13 protein-coding genes and 1 tRNA gene are annotated in these 21,934 nt (G+C 57.8%); 4 read left to right on the top strand and 10 right to left on the bottom strand.

Annotated features, from left to right (window positions below; genetic code table 11):
* Window position 1 precedes the first annotated feature (1 nt).
* Window positions 2-2,245 carry an ATP-dependent Clp protease ATP-binding subunit ClpA gene (gene clpA / locus ACZ46I_RS11490; protein WP_464280878.1) on the top strand — a complete coding sequence of 748 codons (2,244 nt, stop codon included), beginning with the start codon at window positions 2-4 and terminating at the stop codon, window positions 2,243-2,245.
* A gap of 64 nt (window positions 2,246-2,309) precedes the next feature.
* Entirely contained in the window at window positions 2,310-4,157 is a 1,848-nt protein-coding gene (locus tag ACZ46I_RS11485; protein ID WP_464280877.1) for a PAS domain-containing sensor histidine kinase, read from the top strand.
* Window positions 4,158-4,171: 14 nt separating this feature from the next.
* Here ACZ46I_RS11485 and ACZ46I_RS11480 read toward each other — a convergent pair whose 3' ends face one another.
* Together ACZ46I_RS11480 and ACZ46I_RS11475 are read right to left on the bottom strand one after the other, a co-directional pair.
* Window positions 4,172-7,228: an efflux RND transporter permease subunit gene (locus tag ACZ46I_RS11480; RefSeq protein ID WP_464280876.1), complete on the bottom strand. Its 3,057-nt coding sequence runs from the start codon at window positions 7,226-7,228 to the stop codon at window positions 4,172-4,174.
* Window positions 7,225-8,382: an efflux RND transporter periplasmic adaptor subunit gene (locus ACZ46I_RS11475; protein ID WP_464280875.1), complete on the bottom strand. Its 1,158-nt coding sequence runs from the start codon at window positions 8,380-8,382 to the stop codon at window positions 7,225-7,227. The genes ACZ46I_RS11480 and ACZ46I_RS11475 overlap by 4 nt, the downstream gene beginning before the upstream one ends.
* A gap of 1,416 nt (window positions 8,383-9,798) precedes the next feature.
* Between ACZ46I_RS11475 and ACZ46I_RS11470 the strand changes: the two genes are divergently transcribed.
* Window positions 9,799-10,353: a hypothetical protein gene (locus tag ACZ46I_RS11470; RefSeq protein WP_464280874.1), complete on the top strand. Its 555-nt coding sequence runs from the start codon at window positions 9,799-9,801 to the stop codon at window positions 10,351-10,353.
* Window positions 10,354-10,386: 33 nt separating this feature from the next.
* On the top strand, window positions 10,387-11,496 hold the full coding sequence (locus ACZ46I_RS11465; protein ID WP_226508923.1) for a carboxysome shell carbonic anhydrase: 1,110 nt from the start codon (window positions 10,387-10,389) through the stop codon (window positions 11,494-11,496).
* Here the strand turns inward: ACZ46I_RS11465 and ACZ46I_RS11460 are convergent.
* The 8 genes from ACZ46I_RS11460 to ACZ46I_RS11425 form a co-directional block, all read right to left on the bottom strand.
* Window positions 11,485-11,561, bottom strand: a tRNA-Pro gene (locus ACZ46I_RS11460). The two genes, ACZ46I_RS11465 and ACZ46I_RS11460, sit on opposite strands and share 12 nt — an antisense overlap.
* A gap of 1 nt (window position 11,562) precedes the next feature.
* Entirely contained in the window at window positions 11,563-12,630 is a 1,068-nt protein-coding gene (locus ACZ46I_RS11455; protein ID WP_464280873.1) for a glycosyltransferase family 9 protein, read from the bottom strand.
* 433 nt (window positions 12,631-13,063) lie between these two features.
* On the bottom strand, window positions 13,064-14,410 hold the full coding sequence (gene asnS, locus ACZ46I_RS11450; RefSeq protein ID WP_464280872.1) for an asparagine--tRNA ligase: 1,347 nt from the start codon (window positions 14,408-14,410) through the stop codon (window positions 13,064-13,066).
* Window positions 14,407-16,221: an excinuclease ABC subunit UvrC gene (gene uvrC, locus ACZ46I_RS11445; protein ID WP_464280871.1), complete on the bottom strand. Its 1,815-nt coding sequence runs from the start codon at window positions 16,219-16,221 to the stop codon at window positions 14,407-14,409. Before uvrC ends, asnS begins: the two co-directional genes overlap by 4 nt.
* Before the next feature lie 35 nt (window positions 16,222-16,256).
* Complete coding sequence (locus tag ACZ46I_RS11440; protein ID WP_464280870.1) at window positions 16,257-17,705, bottom strand: TrkH family potassium uptake protein; 1,449 nt, start codon at window positions 17,703-17,705, stop codon at window positions 16,257-16,259.
* The gene (locus ACZ46I_RS11435; RefSeq protein WP_464280869.1) at window positions 17,705-19,063 is read right to left on the bottom strand and encodes an NAD-binding protein; all 1,359 of its coding nucleotides are present in this window, start codon (window positions 19,061-19,063) and stop codon (window positions 17,705-17,707) included. Before ACZ46I_RS11435 ends, ACZ46I_RS11440 begins: the two co-directional genes overlap by 1 nt.
* Before the next feature lie 28 nt (window positions 19,064-19,091).
* Window positions 19,092-20,660 (bottom strand): tetratricopeptide repeat protein, encoded by a 1,569-nt coding sequence (locus ACZ46I_RS11430; protein ID WP_464280868.1) that lies wholly within the window; start codon window positions 20,658-20,660, stop codon window positions 19,092-19,094.
* Window positions 20,644-21,921: a dihydroorotase gene (locus tag ACZ46I_RS11425; RefSeq protein WP_464280867.1), complete on the bottom strand. Its 1,278-nt coding sequence runs from the start codon at window positions 21,919-21,921 to the stop codon at window positions 20,644-20,646. Before ACZ46I_RS11425 ends, ACZ46I_RS11430 begins: the two co-directional genes overlap by 17 nt.
* Window positions 21,922-21,934 lie beyond the last annotated feature (13 nt).

Here is a 21,934-nt window from a genome sequence, read left to right as displayed (position 1 = left end):
CATGATCAGCAAAGCCCTGAACCAGGTACTGTCCGCAGCCTTTCAGGATGCCAAGGAGCGAGGCCATGAATACCTGACCCTTGACCATTTGTTGTATGTCCTGCTCGATGACACCACGGTGAGCCAGGTCATACGCGAGTGCAACGGCAACCTGGAAATATTGAAAAATCAGCTGAACGAGTTTCTGGGGACACTGGAGTGCTTGCCGGAGGGAACCCGTGAAGATCCTGTGCAGACGGTGGCATTTCAGCGGGTGGTGCAGCGGGTGATCATCCATATCCAGAGCGCCGGCAAAGAGTTTGCTGACACCACTGATTTGCTGGCAGCCATGTTCATGGAAAATCACTCCATGGGAATCTACTATCTGCGCTCCCAAGGGATTGAGCGGGTGGACGTGCTGGAAGTTATATCCCATGGTCTGGCCGTTCAGGAGGAGCGGCCGGTGGACGAGTCCCGGCACGACGAAGGAGTGACCGATGAGAAAACCGCTGACGGCAGCAAACACTCCATGCTGGAAAAGTACACGCGGGAGCTGGTGCAGGCTGCCCGGGATGGCCAGATTGACCCCATTGTCGGCCGCGAACGTGAGCTGCATCGCACCATGCAGATCCTCTGCCGACGCAAGAAAAACAATCCGATTCTCATCGGCGAACCAGGAGTCGGCAAGACGGCCATAGCCGAAGGACTGGCCCTGAAAATAGCAGAGAGCACTGTTCCCGCGCCGCTCAAGGACGCGCGGGTCTACCTGCTGGATATGGGTGGCCTGCTGGCGGGTACCCGTTATCGCGGCGACTTTGAAAAGCGTCTCAAGGCCATCGTGGCAGAGCTGCAGAAGGATGCCGCCAACAGTATTCTCTTTATCGACGAAATTCATACCATTGTAGGTGCCGGTTCTACAGGCGGAGGCTCCATGGATGCCTCCAATATCCTCAAGCCGGCCCTGGCTTCGGGAAAACTGCGCTGCATAGGTGCTACTACTTTTTCGGAGTATCGCAACAATTTCAAAAAAGATACTGCCCTGAGCCGTCGCTTCCAGAATGTGGACGTTGGCGAGCCTTCCATTGAAGAGGCCGTTGCCATCCTGCGCGGGCTGAAGTCCCACTATGAAGCCCATCACGGGGTACAGTACAATCGCACCGCCCTGCGCGCCTGTGTGGAACTTTCCAGCCGCTATATTACCGAGCGATTTCTGCCCGACAAGGCCATCGACCTCATGGATGAGACCGGTGCCGCTTTTCGCATGCTCAGCGGCAGCCGCAGGCGCAAGACTGTCACCGTTTCCGATGTGGAAAAGGTCGTGGCGACCATGGCGAAGATTCCGGAAAAAACGGCCACCCTCTCCGAGAAACAGCGTCTGCGTACCCTGGAAGAAGATATGCTCCGCCGCATCTTCGGGCAGGATAACGCCATTACGCAACTGAGTCGCTCCATCAAACGCTCCCGTGCCGGGCTTGGCAATCCGCGCAAACCCATGGGATCATTTCTCTTCACTGGTCCTACCGGCGTCGGCAAGACCGAGGTCAGCCGGCAGCTGGCAGAGCTTTTGGGCGTTCACTTTCAGCGCTTTGACATGAGCGAATACATGGAAAAGCACGCCGTGGCGCGCCTGATAGGCTCACCGCCGGGTTATGTGGGTTTTGAGCAGGGGGGGCTGCTGACGGAGACCATTCGCCGCCATCCCCACTGTGTGTTGCTGTTGGATGAAGTGGAAAAGGCCCACCAGGATATTATGAATATCCTGCTGCAGGTCATGGATCATGCCACTCTGACCGATAACACGGGGGCCACAGCGGATTTTCGCAATGTCATCCTGATCATGACCAGCAATTGTGGGGTCACCGAACCCGCCAGCCTCGGTTTTGGCAGCTCTCTGCAGCCACGCGCCGCTGATGCCGTCGAGCGATTTTTCTCACCGGAATTCCGCAACCGGCTGGACGCCATGATCGCCTTTGCGCCCCTTGATCAGTCGGTTATGCGTCGCATTGTTGATAAATTCATTGCAGAATTGTCAATCCAGCTGGAAGAAAAGAATGTGTCCATAGCCATCAGCGAAAAGGCTGCCGACTTTCTGGCCCGCAAGGGGTACAGTCCGAAATTCGGTGCCAGGCCTCTGGCCAACCTTATTCAACAGGAGATTCACGATCCCCTGGCCGAAGAGATACTCTTTGGGCAGCTGGAAAAGGGTGGCATCGTCCAAGTGGATTACAATGAAAGCGCGGATGCCCTGTGTTTTCATTACCAGTGATCGGGGCACACCGCAATGGTGGGCCTGAAAGGCAGTGCTGTGCACAACGGGCGGTGAGATGCGCGTGAACTGCTCAACCGCCGGTGTCTTTTTCCTGGCAGCGCTGCTGTTCCTGTGGCTGCTGCATGGAGCATGGCACTGGCTGTACCTGGGAGTGCCAGAACTGTCACAACTTTTCGCGTGGCAGGCCTGGCTGGTCTGCGCCACCATTGCCCTGATGGTGACCGGGGCTGGTGCGCTGGCATGCCGCTCTTTTTTGCGTGGTGGTGCCATTGTCAATATCACGGGGCTGCGCTACGAGGAGATGTGGAACACGGCCCTTTTCTTTAGTGGTTATGGCGTCTGGGAGTGGTTTCCCTCCGAAGGCCGGCTGAAGTGCTCTATCATGTGGAGGCAGATGCAGGGGCTTTCCGACGATATTTCTGAATCCGAGGTACTGAGAGACTGGCTTGAACGCATTCACCCCGATGATATCAATATCATGCAGGCTCGGGTGCAGGAGATCATCGAAGGTGGTGGCGACGTCTTTGAGAGTGAGTACCGGGTGCGCAATGCGGCTACCTCCGAGTATATGTGGGTGCTGGACAAAGGGCGCGTATTGCGTCGCGGCAGCGATGGTCAGGCGTTGCACATTGTGGGTATCAACACCGATATCTCGCGACGCAAAACCATTGAAGAAGAATTGCGCAAAGCGAAGGAGAACCTGGCTGAAGCGCAGCAGGTGGCCCATGTGGGGAGCTGGGAGTGGGATCTGAACACCGATCAGGTCACCTGGTCCGATGAGCTTTTTCGGCTGTTTGGCTACGATCCTGGTGAAGTGGCCAACGGCTCTGTCAATACACCATCTATCTATGACCCCGGTTACTGGGATCCCAACGACTGGTATAAGCTGCAGATGGCCGTGGCCGGAGCCATGGCCGATGGCGAAGAGTATGAGCTGGATTTGAGGGTACATCGCAGCGACGCGAAGCCCTGTTACGTCTTTGTACGCCTCAAGCCCATCCACGATGAAAATGGGGCAATTGCCAAACTGGTGGGAGTGGTCATGGATATCACGGCCCGCAAGGAGATGGAACAGAAGCTCAAGGAAATCAACCTGACCCTGGAGCAGCGCATTGAGGAGGAGATGGCCAAGCGCACCAGACATCAGGAGCTCTTTGTGCAGCAGTCAAAGATGGCGGCCATGGGAGACATGATCGGCGTCATCGCTCACCAGTGGTCCCAGCCCCTGAACGCCATTGGCCTGCAGGCCCAGTTCATGATGTATGACTTTGAGAGCCATGATAAAGCCTATTTTCAGGACGCCTCCGACACCATCATGCGGCAGGTCGAGTTCATGACCCAGACCCTCAAGTCCTTCCGTGACTTTTTCAAACCGACGCGGGAAAAGACCGTCTTCCACGTGGGCAAAGCCATAGAAATCATCGTGGACCTCTTCGGAGTACAGTTCACCAAACACAATATCCATATCACCATTGACGCCGGGGGGGTGGATTACGCCAGCCTCCATGTGCTGGGCCTGCCCAACGAATTCAAGCAGGTGGTCCTGAATATGCTGCTCAATGCCCGTGACGCTATTCTGGATTTCATAAAACAGCATGGTGACAGCGCCGGGGAGCATTTTATCCGCGTGGTTTTCGAGGAAAATGCCGGAGTCATCCGCATCCGTATTCTCGATACAGGTGGTGGTGTACCTGCCGAAATCAAGGATCAGATATTCGACTACTACTTCTCAACCAAGGGTAGTGCCGGAACCGGTATCGGCCTCTATATATCCAGAATCATCATCGAGCAGAACATGGGAGGCAGGATTCTGGTCAGCAACTGGGAGCGGGGAGCTGAGTTCACCCTGCAGCTGTGTCGTGCCGAACCTCCCACCGAGCAGGAAGAAGCCCTGCCGGACTTCCACTGACAGCGCCCGTTTCGTTACGCTTCACCGTGAAGAGCTACTCCACGCTTTGCCATGACCCAGTGATAGACAATGGGTATAATAAAGAGGCTGATGGCCGTTGAGCTGAACAGTCCGCCAATGACCGCGCGGGCCATGGGCGCCTGGGCCTCGCTTCCCTCGCCGATCCCCAGAGCCAGAGGCATCAGTGCCAACATGGTGGTCAGGGATGTCATCAGCACTGGTCGAAAGCGGCGCTTGGCCGACTCTATTCCCGCCTGCAGCGCGCTCAATCCGTCTCTGGCTTGCAGGCGAATGGCGTAATCGACGATGAGGATGGCATTGTTGACGACAATACCCGCCAGCATCATCATGCCGATCAGCGACTGCATGTTGATGGTGCTGCCGGAAATCCACAGCGCCATGATAGCTCCGATAAAAGCCATGGGGACAGAGACCATGACGATGAGGGGCGCTTTCACGGACTCGTAGAGGGCCGCCAGGATCATGAAGACCAGCAGCACAGCCAGGCTGATCATGATGATGAGCTCACGGAAGGCCTTCTGCTGCTCCTGAAAGTCCGACTCCAGGGTGGCGGAATACTCCGCTGACATCTCCAGACCGATCAGCAGCTCTTCGATATCCCGTCCGATACTGCCGATATCGCGCCCTTCGTTATTGGCGGAAAGCGAAAGAAACCGCTGCTGATTGCGTCGGTTGATCTCCCGTGGCCCATCGGCACTCTCTATGCTGACCAGCTGGCGGAGTACGACTGTCTGACCGCTCTCACTGCGCACCCGCAGGTTGCCGATGGCATCCAGGTCACCCCGGCCCTCTCCCTCAATGGCAAGGTATACAGGTGATTCTCTGCCATCCTTGCGCAGCAGACTGACTTGATAACCATCCATGCTGGCGCGGATGGCGCGCATGACATCCTCCACCTGCACGCCCATGCGACTGGTCAGGTCGTGGTTGACCCGCAGGTGCGTTTCCACCGAAGAGGCAAACTGCCCGCGGCGCACATCGGTGATGCCAGGGATGGTCGCCAGCTCCGCTTCAATGATATCCCCCCAGCGCTCCAGTTCCGCGATATTGTGCCCCCGGATGACGACTTCAAGGCGGTCATCATCGGTACTGCTGAGCATGCGCATAATGAAGAGCCCCTGCTCGGCACGGGTACGCACAATGGTTCCCGGGCTGAGCTTTATCTGGCGGCGAAGGTCACTGGCGATCTGTTCGCTGGAGCGCTGGCGCTGGGAGGGTGGCAGCAGGGAAAGCCGAACTTCCGCCCGCCCGTTGCGGCTCACCCGCGTGTCGTAGGCGCGAAGCTCCGGTGTCAGCTGGCGCAGCTGTTCCTCCAGGCTGCGCACCTGTTCATCCAGAACGTTCATGCGGGTGCCCAGGGGCATTTCCACGAAGATGCGCACGCTGCTTTCGTCAGCCGCGGGCATGAATTCGCTGCCGAGCCTGGTAGCCACATTCAAGGAGAGAATGAAGAGCAGCGCCACCATGGCAAAGGTGCCGAAGCGACGTTGCACAGAGAAGTGCAGCACCCTTTCATAGGCGTTCTGCATCCGGTTGAAGATCCGCAGCAGTGCCGAACTCCACCGGGAAGTGTGCGCCCCCCTGGTATTGCCGCCACAGTTGAGGACGGGCACCAGCAGCAGGGCCATAATCAGCGAGCACAGCAGGGCAAAGGCCACCACATAGGCCATCTGGCGAAACATCAGCCCCGAGATACCTTCAGTGAAAAACAGGGGGAGAAAAATGACCATGGTGGTCAGGGTACTGGCGATGATGGCGGGAGTTACCTGACGTGCGCCAAGGGATGCCGTCTGCCGCGTGTCCCAGGGAGGAGTGCGGCGCAGAAAGTTGATATTTTCCTGAACTACGATGGAGTTGTCCACCATCATGCCGATTCCCAGAGCAAGGCCGCCCAGGGTCATGATATTAAGGCTCAGTCCCGAGAAATAAACCGGCACAAAGGTCGCCACTACCGAGACGGGAATGGCCGTCGCCACGGCAACGGTACTGCGGATATCACGCAGGAAGAAGAGCAGCACAATGACCGCCAGGCTGCCCCCGTACAGCATGGAGTAGCTGATATTGGCAATGGCCCGTTGAATGTAGGTGGACGTATCCGACAGGGTGATCATGCGAAACTGGGGAAAGGCCCGCTCAATGTGCAGCATCTCCCGTTTGACCCGCTCGGCCACCTCAACGGTGTTGCTGCCATCCTGCTTGCGCACGGCGATGCGCACCCCAGGCTCTCCGTTGATGCGGGTTATGCGCTCCTGCCGGACATGCCCCTCTTCGATGGTGGCAATCTGGTGCAGGCGGATGATGTTGTCATTGCGCCGTTCGACGATGATATCGGGAAAGTCCTCCAGCCCCTGCAGTCGGCTTGGGTAACGCAGCTGATACTCAAAGTCACCGCGCTGAATCTCGCCGAAGGAGTAGTCGCGGTTGGCCTCTTCCACGGCCCTTTGCACCTGCTGCAGGGTCAGGGAGTAGGACTCCAGGGCCACCGGGTTGACTCTGATGGTGATTTGCCGCTCACGGCCACCCCATACCTCTATACCAGCGACACCGGCAATGCGTTCCAGGCGGGAGCCGATCTCTTCCTCGGCGATATGGCGCAGGGTGGCCGGGTCGAGATTGGCAGTGGCGCCCAGGATGAGAATCGGAGCGGCGGAGACATCGAACTTGCGCAACTGGGGGCGGTCGATCCCCTCGGGAAGAGTGCGCATGGCCCTGTCCAGACGGTCGCGGATATCGTTGGCGGCGACGTCCAGATCCGTACCCCAGGTAAAGCTGAGACGAATCACACTGGTGCCACGGGAGGAGGTGGAGTTGATGGTCTCAATACCACTGATGATGCCAAGGGCCCGCTCCAGGGGAATGGTGACCAGGCGCTCCACCTCTTCGGGGCTGGCGTTATCGTAGGTGGTTACGACACTCAGAGTCGGATAGGTCATGTCGGGCATCAGGTCGATGGGCAGCCGTGAGAGGGAAAGCAGGCCGAAGAACACCGCGACCATGATGACCATGATGGTGCCGATAGGGCGTTGTACTGCTAAAGATGAAGGGCTCATGGTTTTTTCTGCCCGCCTGAGACCGTGTCGCCGTCGCGCAGGCGCTCGTGACCAGCTACGATGACGAAGCCGGAGATTTCCGGTGAGAGAACCTCCACCATGCGGGCATCTTCGCGGCCAGTGTGCACCTCCACCTGTTGCACCGTGGAGCTGTTGGGATCAAAGAGGAAGATGGCCGGCCTGCCATTGCGGTAGGTAATCGCGTTATGGGGAACCTGATAGACAGGATGTTCGCTCTCAGAGCGCCATCTGACCTGCACGAACATCCCAGGCTGCAGTTTCAGCTCGGGGTTGGGCAGGGAAATTTCCACCCTGGCGTGGCGGGACAGTTCATCAAAGGCTGGTGCCTTGCGCACAACGGTGCCATGGAATATTTCGCCCGGATGGGTAGGGACGGTGATTTCTACGGCATCGCCCGGATTCAGGGCGTAGTAGTCGGCCTGGGTCAGGAACACCGTAGCAGTGAGGGTATGGATTTTTGCCAGGGTGAATACGGGCGTTCCCGATGCCAGATAGGCACCACGCTGCACAAGGCGGCGCTCCACCACCCGGGGAATGCCATCGTTCCAGCTGGCGGTGATAGTGAAATAGGAGTGCTGCAGTTTGGCCTGCTCCAGTGCCAGGCGCTTCAGTTCCACCTGGGCCTGGGCCAGGCGCAGACGGGCCTGCTGGGCCTCCCACTCGGCTTCGGCCTGATCCAGTTCCGCCGAAGAGGTGATATTCTGTCGGTGCAGTGAGCGCACGCGTTCCATACTCACCTGAGCCAGCTGCGCCCGCGAGGCAGCGTCATCCTCGTTGGCGATGGCCACCATCAGCTCTGCACTGGCCTGGGCGACCACAAGGGACTGCTGAGAGTCCTCGAGATTTGCCAGTATCTGTCCACTGCGAACCCGGTCACCGATATCCACCTGGAGCTCCTGCAGCGTACCGGCAGCTCTGGCCGAGACATTGAACTGCTCTTCGGATTCCAGGGAGCCCGAAAATGTGCGCACCGTGTACATGGGGGCGAAGAGAACTTCGCTGATAGTAACCTGGGGCGCAGTGCGGGCTGTTGGAGACGTTGGCGCTGTGGGCTGGGAAAACTGCGGTGGTCCCTGGAACCAGAGGAAGATGGAGACAATGGCGAGGAGAAACAGCAGCAGATTCTTTTTCATGGAAAGTCCGATTTCAGGTGGTGAGCAGGCTGTTGAAAATCATCTGCGACACGGACCGCTGATTTTTTCGTGTGCCTGCCGGTTCAGGGTATTGCTGGCAGGGGTTATTCATGGAAACACCCGCTTATAACGTGAATAAAGTGACCATTGCAACGGAAATCGGATCGAATGATGAGAAAGCCTCTCGTTTGCGTGGGTGCCCCGCAGAGCAGCCTGGCACAGGTTCACCTTGCCTGTGTATTGAGAATGAGGCATAGTAAGGACTGCTGTTTCGCACCCCGAAACGGCAGGTTGTCTGCGCCGACTCTGATGCGATGTAGGAATGGCGGAAATGGTTCTGCATAGACTGCGTCACTTGACATTGCCCTCATCCTGTTTATGAGTTTCTTTTGCCACTTTTGGGTCGCTAAAAGTGGCGCAAAAGCGACCCCCAGTGCTGTCCTTTTCAGCCGTCCGCTTGCCTGGAACTGGGGACCGCAAACAACCGCCCTCCGTGGCTTTTGGTTTGCGGTTGCCGCCGTCGTGGCGGCAACCCTGCGGGTCTATCGCGTTATACAGGCAATTGAAAAGCTCTCAGGTGCAAGGCGCGGGCAAAGCGAGGAGCGAGGCGTACTCCCTGTACGTCGCAGCGACGAGCACTGGCGAGCAACGCAGCAGATGAGGGCTTTTCAGCAGCCTGATAGTCGGCGCGTCCTGGCTGGGAAAGTACACGGGGGGAGAGACAGAAACAGGCCGTTCCCCCCCTGAGCCCGTCCGGTGAGTGCGACGCCTGGCTGGCAAGACCCGAACGGGACACTCACAGGAAGTGAGTGGTCCGGCAGCACTGCAGGGATGCAGGGGTCAGGCAACGCAAAGAGGCTCAGGTGCAAGGCGCGGGCGAAGCGAAGGAGTGAGGCGTACTCCCTGTACGTCGCAGTGACGAGCGATGCCCGGCAACGCAGCAGATGGGCCTCTTTGAGCAGCCTGCTGCCGGATCTCCAGAACAGGCGAGCAATGAGCCGGAAAAACGGGCGTTCGGGGGGCGCGTTTTTGTGCCCTTTTTGCGCGGTCAAAAAGGGCAATATCCGGAAACGAAAAGAGGAATACCAGGTGAGTCAAGCATGCAAGATCAATGCTGTTTTCGCGGGGTAAGTGTCATGCTAATAGTTCCTTAAGTCAAGATGATAGATGCAAAACTTGAGTAAGGACATATCGTTTTTATGTCATAACGCAGTTCCTGAGGAGAATATCTATGAAACGCTTTTTTGCACCTGCCCTGGTCGTTGCACTGCTGGCGTCACCGCTGTGGGCCCGGGATATCAGTATTGAAGATTTCCTCACAGAGTCAGAGCCCCAGAAGGTTTTCCGCAGCATGTCCGAAGATATCGGAGCCGCTTTCGCCTATCGTTCTGTGGCTCCCGCCTACCGGCTGGGGGGGTGCTGCCCGGCTTTGAGCTGGGTGCCGACGTCAGTGTTTCCAGCCTCAACAACACTGGCACCTGGGGAAAGGTGGGCGAGAACGATTTTTCCAGTTCACTGCCCCTGGCCCGCCTGACAGCTCAGGTCGGGCTGCCCTTTATTCCCCTTGACTTTGGTGTCGCCTATACTTCCGTCCCCAGTTCCGACCTGAAACTGATGGGCTATGAGCTGCGCTACAGTATCTGGGATGGCGGGGCACTGGCTCCGGCACTGGCGGCCAGGCTGAGCCACTCCAAACTCAGCGGCGTAGACGATCTCTCTTTTGATACCACGGCAGTGGAAGTCGGCGCTTCCTACGATTTTGCCATTATCACACCCTATGTGAATGCCGGCATGGTCAAGGTTACCAGCGATCCAGACGGAGTGGATGAGCTTGACAAGGAGACCTTCTCCCTCAAACGCTTCACGGTGGGCGCGCGCATTGCCATTATGCCCCTGGTCGGGGTAACCGTGGAGGCAGACACGACGGGGGATGTGCGAACCCTTACGGCAAAAATTGCCCTGCGCTTCTAGCACAACGGGTATTGCGGACACGAGGAGGTACTCATGATCCATCAGCACGGCACCAGGAGCATCGACGAACGCATCGACTGGATACTGGATCTGAGCCAGCAGCACTCCCAGGTTTTCTGCAGCCCGGAAGCGCAGCTGGCCCGTAAACTCTACCAGGCCAAGCACAATACCATGGTGATTGTGCTCAAGTGCATGGATGGACGGATCCATATCCCCTACGCCACCCAGACCCCACTCGGCATCATCACCCCCATGCGGAACCTGGGCGGCATGTTTGACCTGGGCTGGCCCTACCTGGGAGAGGTACTCTTCAACTCCGTCAATGACGCCGTCAGCGCCGGCAAAAAAGTCCTGATCCTCATCACCTACCACTACTCCAAGGGAAGTCGTGAGCGCGGCTGCGCCGGGTTTCATTACGACTGTGACGCGGCCATGGAGCACACCTACCAGATCCGCCAGCAGGTGGAGGCCATTTTCGGTTCCGCCCACCAGACAGTGTATCCCATGGTGTGCGGTTTCGAGACCGATGAAGACGCCCTGATTTTCCACGGTGACGAAGAACGCACCCTGAATATGGCGACCATCAGTCAGGCAGATGAAGAGGGCCTCTATGGAGCCATTCGCGCCCTCTGCCCCGATATGCCGGTACAGATTACCCGTGACCTGCTGCCTCTGGCCATGGGCAATATCCGTCACATTGCCCAGATGCGGCAGACCAAGCGTGAACTCAACATCGACCACCAGGAGTGGATGATCTGCGTCGGACGGGGCTTCGATTTTCTCCACGTGCCCAATGTGGCCCTGATCGTTGGCCCTTACAGCCCTGATCTCAGTGGCCCCATTGCCAAGGCCGCTTCCATAATTGAAGCCAATATGCGCGAGGGGCGCATCCGCGACGATGGTTTCTTTCTGCTGGCTTCGGCGCCCTACCGCGAAGTGGGCATGGATCGCGCCCGGGCGGAGCTGAAGTCCCGCTTTCTCTCGGACTTTGCCGCCAGGGTGATCGCCGAGAGCCTGCCGCAGCTGTACCCGAAGATGATTCGCAAAACAGCGATCCTGAACTGGCAGACGCGGGCCCTGGAAATTATTCAGCATCATGGAAATGCACAAGAGGGGGCAAGAGAAGGGAAATGGTCGGAGTGAGAGGATTCGAACCTCCGGCTTCACCGTCCCGAACGGTGTACTCTACCAGGCTGAGTTACACTCCGACTACTGATTCTGTTTGACGGTCAACATAAGCGTATCAAATTTTTCGATGACGTCAATGGGCTTGATGATATCCATGACATGGGGATGGCGGACACGCTGTCCCCATCGCAGTTTGTCTTCAGACGTACCCATGTAGGTTCTGACAGCATGGGGGTAGCGGTTTACGACCCACTGCTGGCTGAGGTAAGGGCCGGTACGCAGGGGATTTGATCCGGCATAGAGGCCGATGGCCGGTGTACCCATGGCCGTGGCCATGTGCATGGGTCCGGAATCGGGGGCAATCACGGCGACTGCGCCACCGATCAGCGCCAGCAGAGTCTTCAGGGAGGTGCCCCCGATGGCATTGATGGTGGTGTCCGGGGTGAGCAGGCTGATCTGCTCACCGTACTGCAGCTCCGTACTGGTTCTGCCTCCAGTGAGGATCGTGGCGATGCCGTACTGCTGGGCTATATGCCGGATCACTTCAGCGTACCCTTGTGCTGACCAGTTGCGGAAATTGCGGGTGCGCTGGGTGGAGCAGGGGCTGAGGACAATATAGGGTGTATTCTCCGGAACCAGCAGTTGCGCCTTTTCCCGCTCCTCCGGGGGAATGGGGATATTCCAGCGCAGGCTGAGGTCACGGGCTCCCAGCATGCGGGCGAAGTCCAGAAAGCCGTCGAGCACATGCCCGTTTGCGGATTCGGGAATATGGTGGTTGGTTACAAGCCACTGAAAGTCCTTGGCCCGCTTCCGGTCGAAGCCCAGGCGCGTCCTGGCCCGGATCGCCAGGGAGAGCGCACTGGCCCGCAGTGCCACCTGCATAAGCAGCAGCACATCAAAGCACCGTTCATTCAACGAACGCCGAAGTTCCAGGAGCCCCTTCACACCACTGGCCTTGTCGTACACGATGAATTCCACACCCTCCAGGCCCTGAAGCAGCAGATATTCGGCCTTGCCGATCACCCAGGTGATGCTGGCCTGGGGGTGGCGTCGCTGGATGGCGCGCACCGCGGGCACCAGATTGCACACATCGCCCAGGGCGGAGAGGCGCAGGATACAGATGGTACGTAGACTTTCGGGCAGGGGCATGGGTGATCTTTCTCAGTCTGAAATTGTCAGGAGAATGTTATCGTTTGTGTAACCCTTCACGGTGTAGCAGCATTCGCGCCCGCATTCCTCACGGAGACACTCGCTTTCATCCGTGGCTCGAGTCTCCGTCGCTCGCCATCCGGGCTCGCTCTCGGAACACAGGCGCTCCTGCTGAAATACAACTGCGTGACCGTGAATGGTTACTCGTTTGTTAACACGGAAGCTTCACATCTTGTTGTTTTTGGTTAAGATGTTATTATTCTAGCATTTATCGCGCGGAAACTGTATTGATTTTGAATGCTTGACTTATCTGGTATTCATCCTTTTGCTTCCGGATATTGCACTTTTTGACCGCGCAAAAAGTACACAAAAACGCGCCCCCCGAACGCCCGTTTTTCCGGCTCGCCTGTTCCGGAGATCCGGCAGCAGGCGGTTAAATCAGTTTGGGTGCCCGGGGAAAGGGAATGACATCGCGAATATTGTGCACTCCCGTGACATATTGCAGCAGCCGCTCCAGTCCCAGGCCAAATCCGGCATGGGGCTGATTTCCGTAACGCCGGAGCTCCAGATACCAGTCCATGGACTCCATGTCAAGGCCGATTTCTTCCATGCGCTGCTGGAGGACATGAATGTCGTCCTCGCGCTGGGAGCCGCCGATGATCTCCCCTATGCCAGGCAGCAGCAGATCCATGGCCCGCACCGTTGTGCCATCATCGTTGAGCTTCATGTAGAACGCCTTGATCTGTTTCGGATAGTCGGTGACAAAGACGGGTTTCTGGAAGTGTTCTTCGCAAAGGTAGCGCTCATGTTCCGACTGCAGATCCACCCCCCAGGCTACGGGGAACGTAAAGGAGCGGGGAGCCTCCAGCAGGATTTCAATGGCCTGGGTGTAGGTGATGCGCGCAAATGATCCCGCAGTGGTCTGTTGCAGCTTCTGTAACAGACCCTTTTCCATATGCTGCTCAAAGAACGCCACCTCGGCCGCAAAGGTGTCGCATACATGGCCGACCATGGATTGAACAAAGTCTTCCGCCAGTGCCATGATATCGTCCAGGTCAGCAAAAGCCACTTCCGGCTCCACCATCCAGAACTCCGCCAGGTGGCGCGAGGTGTTGGAATTTTCCGAGCGGAAGGTGGGGCCGAAGGTATAAATTCTGCCCAGGGCCGTGGCGAAGGCCTCTCCCTCCAGCTGGCCACTGACCGTGAGCGAAGCCGGGCGCCCAAAAAAGTCCTGCTCCATATGGGTGTCTCCCGCCGGCAGGGTGGTGACGCGAAACTGCTCTCCGGCGCCTTCACAGTCATTGGCCGTGATAATAGGCGTCTGCACCCAGTGGAAGCCCAGGTCGGCAAAGTAGCGGTGAATCGCGTGGCTCAGGGACGAGCGCAGGCGGAAAACCGCGTTGAAGGTGTTTGACCTGGGGCGCAGGTGGGGAAGGCCACGCAGGAACTCCAGGCTGTGGCGTTTTTTCTGCAGGGGGTAGGATTCAGGAGCTTCGCCGGTGATTTCGATGGACTGCGCCTGCAGCTCCCACTGCTGACCCGTTCCCGGCGAGGGTACCACGTGTCCGTGGCAGCGCAGGGCGGTTCCGGTGGAGATGTCTGCAGTCTGATCGGCGGGCAGTTCACTGATGATCTGCAGGCTTTCAAAGCAGCTGCCATCGTTGATGGCGATAAAGGTAATGTGCTTGGACTGGCGGCAGGTGCGCACCAGGCCGCAGACGGTCACGGACTGCTCCGTATGCTGGCCGCTGAGTATGTGGGCTATGGGGATATGCTTCATGGTGTTTCCTCGTGTGGTGGTGTTGACGGTTCGGCGTGCTGCTGCAGATACTGAACCAGGGCGCTGGCAACCCGGTCTCCGCAGAGCGCCTCCAGCTGCTGCTGGTTCTGGAGAATATCCTCGTAACTGGAAAAGGTCGCCAGGATTTTCTGCAGGCTTTTGGGGCCGATGCCGGGAATGGCCAGCAGCGAGCTGGTCAGGGATTCACGGTCGCGCCCTCGGCTGTGGGCGGTGATGCCGAAGCGGTGCGCCTCGTCCCGCAGATGCTGCAGAACACGGTATACGGAACGCCCGCGCACGGCAATAGGATTTTTGCGGCCGGGAATATGGATTTCGTCATAGTGCTTGCTCTCCTGCCCCCGGCTCTTGCGGCTGCGCCCCTTGGAGATGGAGATAACCGCAATGCCCAGTGCCAGCTCCTCCAGAACTTTCTGGGCCATATTGAGCTGCGAGGCGCCACCATCGATGAGGATGAGATCGGGATGGTTCTCCGAGGCCAGCGATCCCTGGAAACGGCGCTGCAGGGTACGGGCGATCATCAGGTAGTCGTCGTTCTGGTCAAAGCCCTCCAGGCGAAAGAGACGGTAGGCCGATGGCAGCAGTTCACCATCCTCCCAGACCGACATGGAACCTATGGGGTAGCTGCCCTGGAAGGCCGAAATATCATAGCATTCCATGCGCTCGAGCTTCGCCAGCCCCAGGCGCTGCATCAGTTCGCTGGCCTCTTCCTGGGCCTGCTTGTCGCCGTGCTTTTCCAGATTGACCTGCGCCAGTTCGAGATACCGGACCTTCTTGCCCCGCTGGGGCACGCGAAAATCAATGCGCTGGTGTTTCAGGAACGCCTCGTAGTGCTCCTGTTCCTCCTGGGGCAGTGGCAGATTGCTGACAATGAGATCCGGTGCGTTCAGCCCCGCCATGTACTCGCGCAGAATCGCCGCCACGGCTTCGGCGTCCGTGTCGCAGGAGAGCAGGCGCTTGACATAGCTGCCCGAGAGCTTGCCGTCGCGGATAATCAGGATGGAAGCCAGGTAGCGGTCCCGGGCGGGATGCTTTTCCAGGTAGTAGACGTCGATGTTTTCTCCGGCGCAGTCCAGCACCATCTGGGCGTTGATGACCTTGTGAATGGAGGCCAGACGGTCGCGGATTTCGGCGGCGCGTTCAAAATCCAGAGTGGCGGCGGCGCGCTTCATCTGATCCTCCATGCGCTGCACGGTGGCGCGGCTTTTGCCCCGGAAGAAATCCACCAGCTCCATGAGCTCCGCCTGGTAGGTATCCTTGACGACGAAGACGCAGGGCGCCAGGCAGTTGCCGATCTCGTGCTCTATGCAGGGTTTGGAACGCTTCTGCAATTCGGTGTCACTGCAGCTGCGCAGCTTGTAAATGTGCTCCAGCAGGCGAAACAGCCGAAAGACACCCGAACCGTGGACAAAGGGACCGAAGTAGCGGGCGCCATCGGGTTTGATCTTGCGTACCACCGTCATGCGAGGGTAGGGGTGGCGGAAATCGATGCGGATGAAGGGGTAAGTTTTGTCGTCACGCAGCAGGGTATTATAGCGGGGCTGATGCTGCTTGATGAGGGTGTTTTCCAGGATAAAGGCTTCATTTTCATTGAAGACCTGCACATACTCGACCCGCTCCACCAGCGAGACCATGCGGGCTATCTTCACCGGCAGATCCGAGGCCAGATAGCTGCGCAGGCGCTTGATCAGCGATTTCGCCTTGCCCACATAGAGAATGGTGTCCGCACCGGCGTACATGGTGTAGACGCCGGGGGCATCGGGGGCCTGTTCGATCATGTGGGGTTGCAGCATCGGTTCTCTTTCCCTTTTCAGGAGGAGTCACAGGTTCAGAAACGTTTCCAGAATGAGCGGCTCAGGAGCAGGAAGAAGGTATAGCACTCCAGACGGCCGATGACCATGGCCAGGCTGAGGATCAGCTTATCGTACCACGCCATGAAGCTGTAGTTGTCCATGGGGCCGACCAGGCCAAGTCCCGGACCCACATTGCCCACCATGGCCAGGGAGGCGCTCAGCGCTGTGGTCAGATCCAGGCCGCGCATGGAAAGATAGATGGTCAGAGCGGCGTTGGTGCAGAAGTAGAGGGCGAAGAAGCCCAGCATGGCGGTCAGGATTCCCGACGTGATTTTGCGGTTGTCCATCAGCATCACGTATACCCCCCGTGGATGCACCATGCGCTTGATCTCCACCGCCAGCGCCTTGAAGAGAACCACGTAGCGGATAACCTTGACGCCACCAGCCGTGGAGCCGGCGCAGCCGCCGATGACCATCACCAGTATGGTGAAGATGAGGAAGGCGTTGGTCCAGTCCACATAGTCGATACTGGCAAAACCGGTGGTGGTCATGATGGAGGCGATGGTGAAAAAGGAGTGCTTCATGGACTCATAGAAGCCGAGCTGCTGGGGTTGATGCAGGAAGATCATCAGACCCGCCAGCAGGGAAATGGCAAAAAAGAGCTGCAGGTAGAGGCGCGGCTCGCTGGTGCGGTAGCCGCTGAAGTCCTTCTTCAGCAGTTTGAAGTGGGCCAGGTAGTTGATGCCGGAAATCACCATGAAGAAGATGGTGATCCACATGATGGCGTCGTTGTGGGCATAGTGGCCAAAGGAGTCGTTCTTGGTGGAAAACCCGCCGGTGGCGATGGTGGAAAAGGCGTGGTTGATGGCATCAAAGGGAAGCATCCCCGCCCAGTACAGCAGCAGGGCGTTGGCGATGGTAAAGGCCAGGTAGACCTTCCACAGGGCCATGGCGGTATCGCGGATGTGGGGCGTGAGCTTTTCATCCATGATGCCTTCGGCCTTGATGAGCTGCAGGGCGCCGTTGCCTACCATGGGGAGTACCGCGATGCTGAAGACGATGATCCCCATGCCGCCGAACCAGTGCATGGCGGAACGCCACATGAGCAGCATCTTCGGCAGGGCTTCGATATCGCTCATGATGGATGCCCCTGTGGTGGTAAACCCACTGATGGTTTCGAAGACAGCATCGCTGAACGAAGGGGTTGCACCGTAGAAAGCAAAAGGAAGGGCGCCCACGACCCCGAGTATCAGCCAGATGGAGGTCACCACAAAGGCTCCTTCGCGGACATTCAGGTTGGCGTTATGGTGGCGCAGCCCCCACAGGATGGCGCCGCAGACAGCCAGGACACTCAGCATCAGCAGCAGAAAGGGCAGAAAAGGCTCGTCGTAGACGATGCCGGTGATGACCGGGAAGATCATGGAACAGCCCATGACAAAGGTGATGACGCTGAGGGATTTGAGCAGGTTTTTGAGAGTCACCATTACCTCGCGATCTGTTTTTTCACACTGGCAAGGCTCTCGTGCTTGCAGAAAATGATAATGGTATCCCCTTCCTGGGGCTCAAAGTCACCGGTGACGATAATGGCGGTGCCATTGCGAATAGCCGCCACGGCCAGCGCGCCTTCAGGGAACGCAATTTCGGAAATGCGCTTGCCGATGACACTGGATTTTTCGTGGACGACCCAGTGCAGCACCATACCCCGACCTCCCAGGAAAGAGCTTTCAGAGACGATTTTCTCACTGGAGAGGCGTTGGACGATGCCCGTTACCGTGGCCAGCTTGGGCCCAACGGCCACGTCGATGCCCATACTGTGGGCGGTTTCGTAGTAGTCCGCGTTGGAGTTCAGGCAGATGGCCCGCTTGATGCCGGTGCGCAGGGCGCTGATGCCCATGATGAGGTTGTATTCATCATCCATGGTGGCGGAGATCAGCAGGTCGGCCAGGTAGAGGCTTTCCTGATAGAAGATGCCCTGGGTGGAGTGACGGTCGTTGATGACCAGCGCCTGATCCTGGAGGATCATGGCCGCCCTTTCGCATTCCTTTTCGTCGCGATCCAGGAGCTTCACCGAAGCGCCCTTCTCAATGAGCTTCTGGGCGACCTTGATGCCGATATTATTGGCTCCAAGCACTACGCAGCGCTTGGGGAATTTCGGCAGGGGGATTTTTGAGGTTTCGGCAAAGGTGTGCAGGTCGCTTTCAGTTCCCAGGAAGTAGATATAGTCGCGCAGGTGAATGCGGGTGTTGCCGCGGGGGATGACCAGTTCGCCGCCGTGTTCGCCGTTGTAGCGCTCGATGGCGCAGACAATAGTCCGTCCGCGAAAATTTTTCATGAGCTCGTAGACACTTATTCCATCAAGGTTTTCGTCGTCAATCTGCAGCGCCAGGGCTTTGACGCAGTCAAAGCGGAAGTGGATGATATCCCGCGCCCAGGAGTGTTCCACCAGATCGATGACCGACATGGCCGCCTGGTGGTGGGGTGAGATAAACATGTCAATGCCGGTACGCGCCCGCATCGCTTCATAGTCAAGGGATTCATGGTTGATACGGGCAATGCGACGCGCCACACTCATCAGATCACAGATGAGCATGCAGGCGACAATATTGACCTCATCGGCATTGGTGACCGCGATGGCCACATCAAAGGCGGTATCCTTTTCCCGGAACGCCTCATAGGTTCCCGGTTCCACGGCGTCACCAAGGACAGGCAGGATATCAAGGTCCTCGGCTACCTTACTCAGGCGGTCCGTGTCATTATCGACGATGGTGACATCGTTATGGGCGGAAAAGACCTTGGCCAGCTCGCGGCCCACGCGACCCGCGCCGATTATGAGTATGTTCATGGGGGAATTCCTCGCATCACCGCATGGATTACGGTTGTTGCAGCAGCTCCAGGGCAGCTATGCGTTGTTCGATGTTGCGCCTGATGCGCTGATTGTCTCCCGCCAGTTTCAGTGCCTGACGGTAGTAGTCAAGGGCATTGGCGTTGTCCTCCAGCATGTCATAGGCATAGGCTATGCGATGAATGGTGTTCAGTTCCAGGCTTTGGTTGCCGCTGCCCACCTGGAGGTAGTAGGCGATTGCCCGCTCGTACTCCCCGAGCTCTATGGCACTGTTTCCCGCCATATAAAGGATAAATGGCCGCTCCTTGCCTTCCGAACCATAGGTTTCCAGGACGCGGATCAGCTCCTCAAATTCCTGGGCGTTGTAGAGGTCAGTTACATAGTTGAAGTACGCCTCGGGGGAGGGGAAGTTTTCAAAGATAAACTGGGAGATATGCAGTACCGGCATGCCCCGCTGGTGGCGTATGGCATACTCGATGGCGTGGAAAGGATACTGATCCTGGGGCTCCATGTAGAGTTCCAGAGCGCGGGATATCTCCTCCAGCGCTTCGTTTGTCCTGCCGCTTTTTTTCAGGGAGCGCACGTAGAGCAGGTGCAGGTAAGCATCGGTCTGCTGGAGTTTTTCATATTCGCTGATATAGGTTTTAAATTTGTTCTCAGCGTAGAGTTTACGCAGGTAGAGCCGGGTAAATTCCTCGGAGTGGCGGGCAAAATCCATGAAGTACTGCAGGGAAACCTGGCGGAAATTGGCCTCCAGGTACTGGGAGAGCAGTGGATAGGTGATTGTGTCCGGCGCGAAGAGCTCACAGTACTCCAGGCCCTTGCGCAGGCCGGCATCCTGATGGCCGGTGTTCAGGGCCAGCATGATGTACTGGGACATGACTTCGCGGGAAGGTTCGCTTTTAAGGCGCTCCAGTTCCTCAATGATGCCGAAGGCGTACTCAAAGTCCTCGGTGATGATGGCCGCGTTGATGAGATAGTAGAAAAAGGTGATACGGTCCTCTTCGTGGAGCTTTTCCGTTCTGAGGCGATCGGCGCGCACAAGGGCCTGGTCGTAATCTTCCAGGTGGTAGTGGGCCTTGACCAGATCCAGCAGTACCAGATCATGCAGAGTGTAGTCGGCAGGGATCCTGTGCAGGTATTCCAGCGCCTCGACGTACTCACCCAGGTCGACGGCAATGCTGCCCATGGTATGCCAGGTGGCGAAATCTTCAGGTGCGGATTCTATATAGCGCTGATAAAACTGCAGCGCGTTGACGAGGTCGCCGAGGATCTCATAGCACTGGGCCATGTACTGGTAGTTGATGACGCGGATGCTGCCGCCGTGATCCTTGGAGTCGGAAATGAGAAACCAGCGCAGGGCTTCCTTGTGGTCGCCCTGCTGGTACTCGGAGATGCCCAGCATATGCAGCGCGTAGTAGTCCTCGGTGTTCTCCTCCACATAATCGCGCAGGAGGGTGCGGGCTTCGGCGGCAAAGCCGTCCTCAAGGAGTTTGCGGGCAACCTGCAGATCTTCGACGGTGCTCTGCGCCAATGAAGGTGCAGCCAGGATGAAAGACAGAAAAAATATACAGATACATCTAGACAGAATAGACACAGTTCCCCCTGAAGTAGGTCGCCACCGGCAGTCCCTTGACCGTTTGGCCGATGAAGGGAGAGTTTTTGGACTTTGATGCAAAATACTCAGTGCTGATAGTTGTGGAGCGCTCAAGGTCAACGATAACAAGGTCAGCCCACTTGCCGGCGGAGAGATCGCCGATTTCGTGGTCCCGGCGCAGAATCTGCGCCGGCTTCCAGGTCAGCCGTTCAATCAGCGCGCTGAGGCTGAGCTTCTGCTGCTGGTAGAGGCGCAGGACGATGGGCAGGGCTGTTTCAAGGCCGATGACGCCAAAGGCGGCATGGTCAAAATCCTTTTCCTTGTCAGTGATGGCATGGGGGGCATGATCGGTGGCGATAATATCGAGGGTTCCATCCAGCAGACCTTCAACGCACGCCTGACGGTCCTCTTCCGAGCGCAGGGGCGGATTCATCTTGAAGTTGGTATCGAAGGTCGTGATGGCACTGTCGTTCAGAAAGAGATGGTGCGGTGTGACCTCCGCCGTTACGGGAATACCCTGGGCCTTGGCCTGGCGGATCAGCGCGATACTGCGACCGGCGGAGACATGACAGAAGTGAACCGGGGCGCCGGTGTAGCGGGCCAGTTCGATATCGCGGGCCACGATCAGGGATTCCGTGATATCGGGAATGCCCTTGAGGCCGGTCTGGGAAGAATAGCGGCCTTCGTGCACCACGCCGCCATGGCCCACATGGGGGTCTTCGGAGTGGCTGGCCATGATGGCGCCGAACATGGAGGCGTATTCCAGCGCAATGCGCATGACTTCGCTGTTGTTGACGTTGCGTCCATCATCGCTGAAGCCAATGGCGCCGGCTTCGATCATTTCCGCCATGGCCGAAATGGTTTCACCCTTCATGCCGCCGGTGATGGTGCCAAAGGGCAGCACATCGCACTTCCCGTAGGCGCGGGCCTTGTTGACGATATATTCCGTGACCGTTTTCGAGTCGTTGACCGGTGTAGTGTTGGCCATGCAGCAGACGGTGGTAAAGCCGCCCTTGGCCGCGGCGTCACTGCCTGTGTGCACGTCCTCTTTCCACTCCTGGCCGGGATCGCGGAAGTGCACGTGCAGATCGATCAGTCCGGGGAAAACGTGCCTGCCGCTGGCATCAATGATATCCGCGCCTTCATGCTGCAGGTTCTTGCCGACTTCCTGAATGCGCCCTTCACCGTTGATGAGAATATCGCAGACTTCATCGGTGGCGGTGGCAGGGTTGACCAGCCACCCGTTGCGTATGATTTTCATGGCACTGTCCTTG

Source organism: Desulfurispirillum alkaliphilum (genome assembly GCF_055378285.1).
Note: the sequence above shows the minus strand (reverse complement) of the source record. Positions and strands in the feature narration are given on the sequence as shown.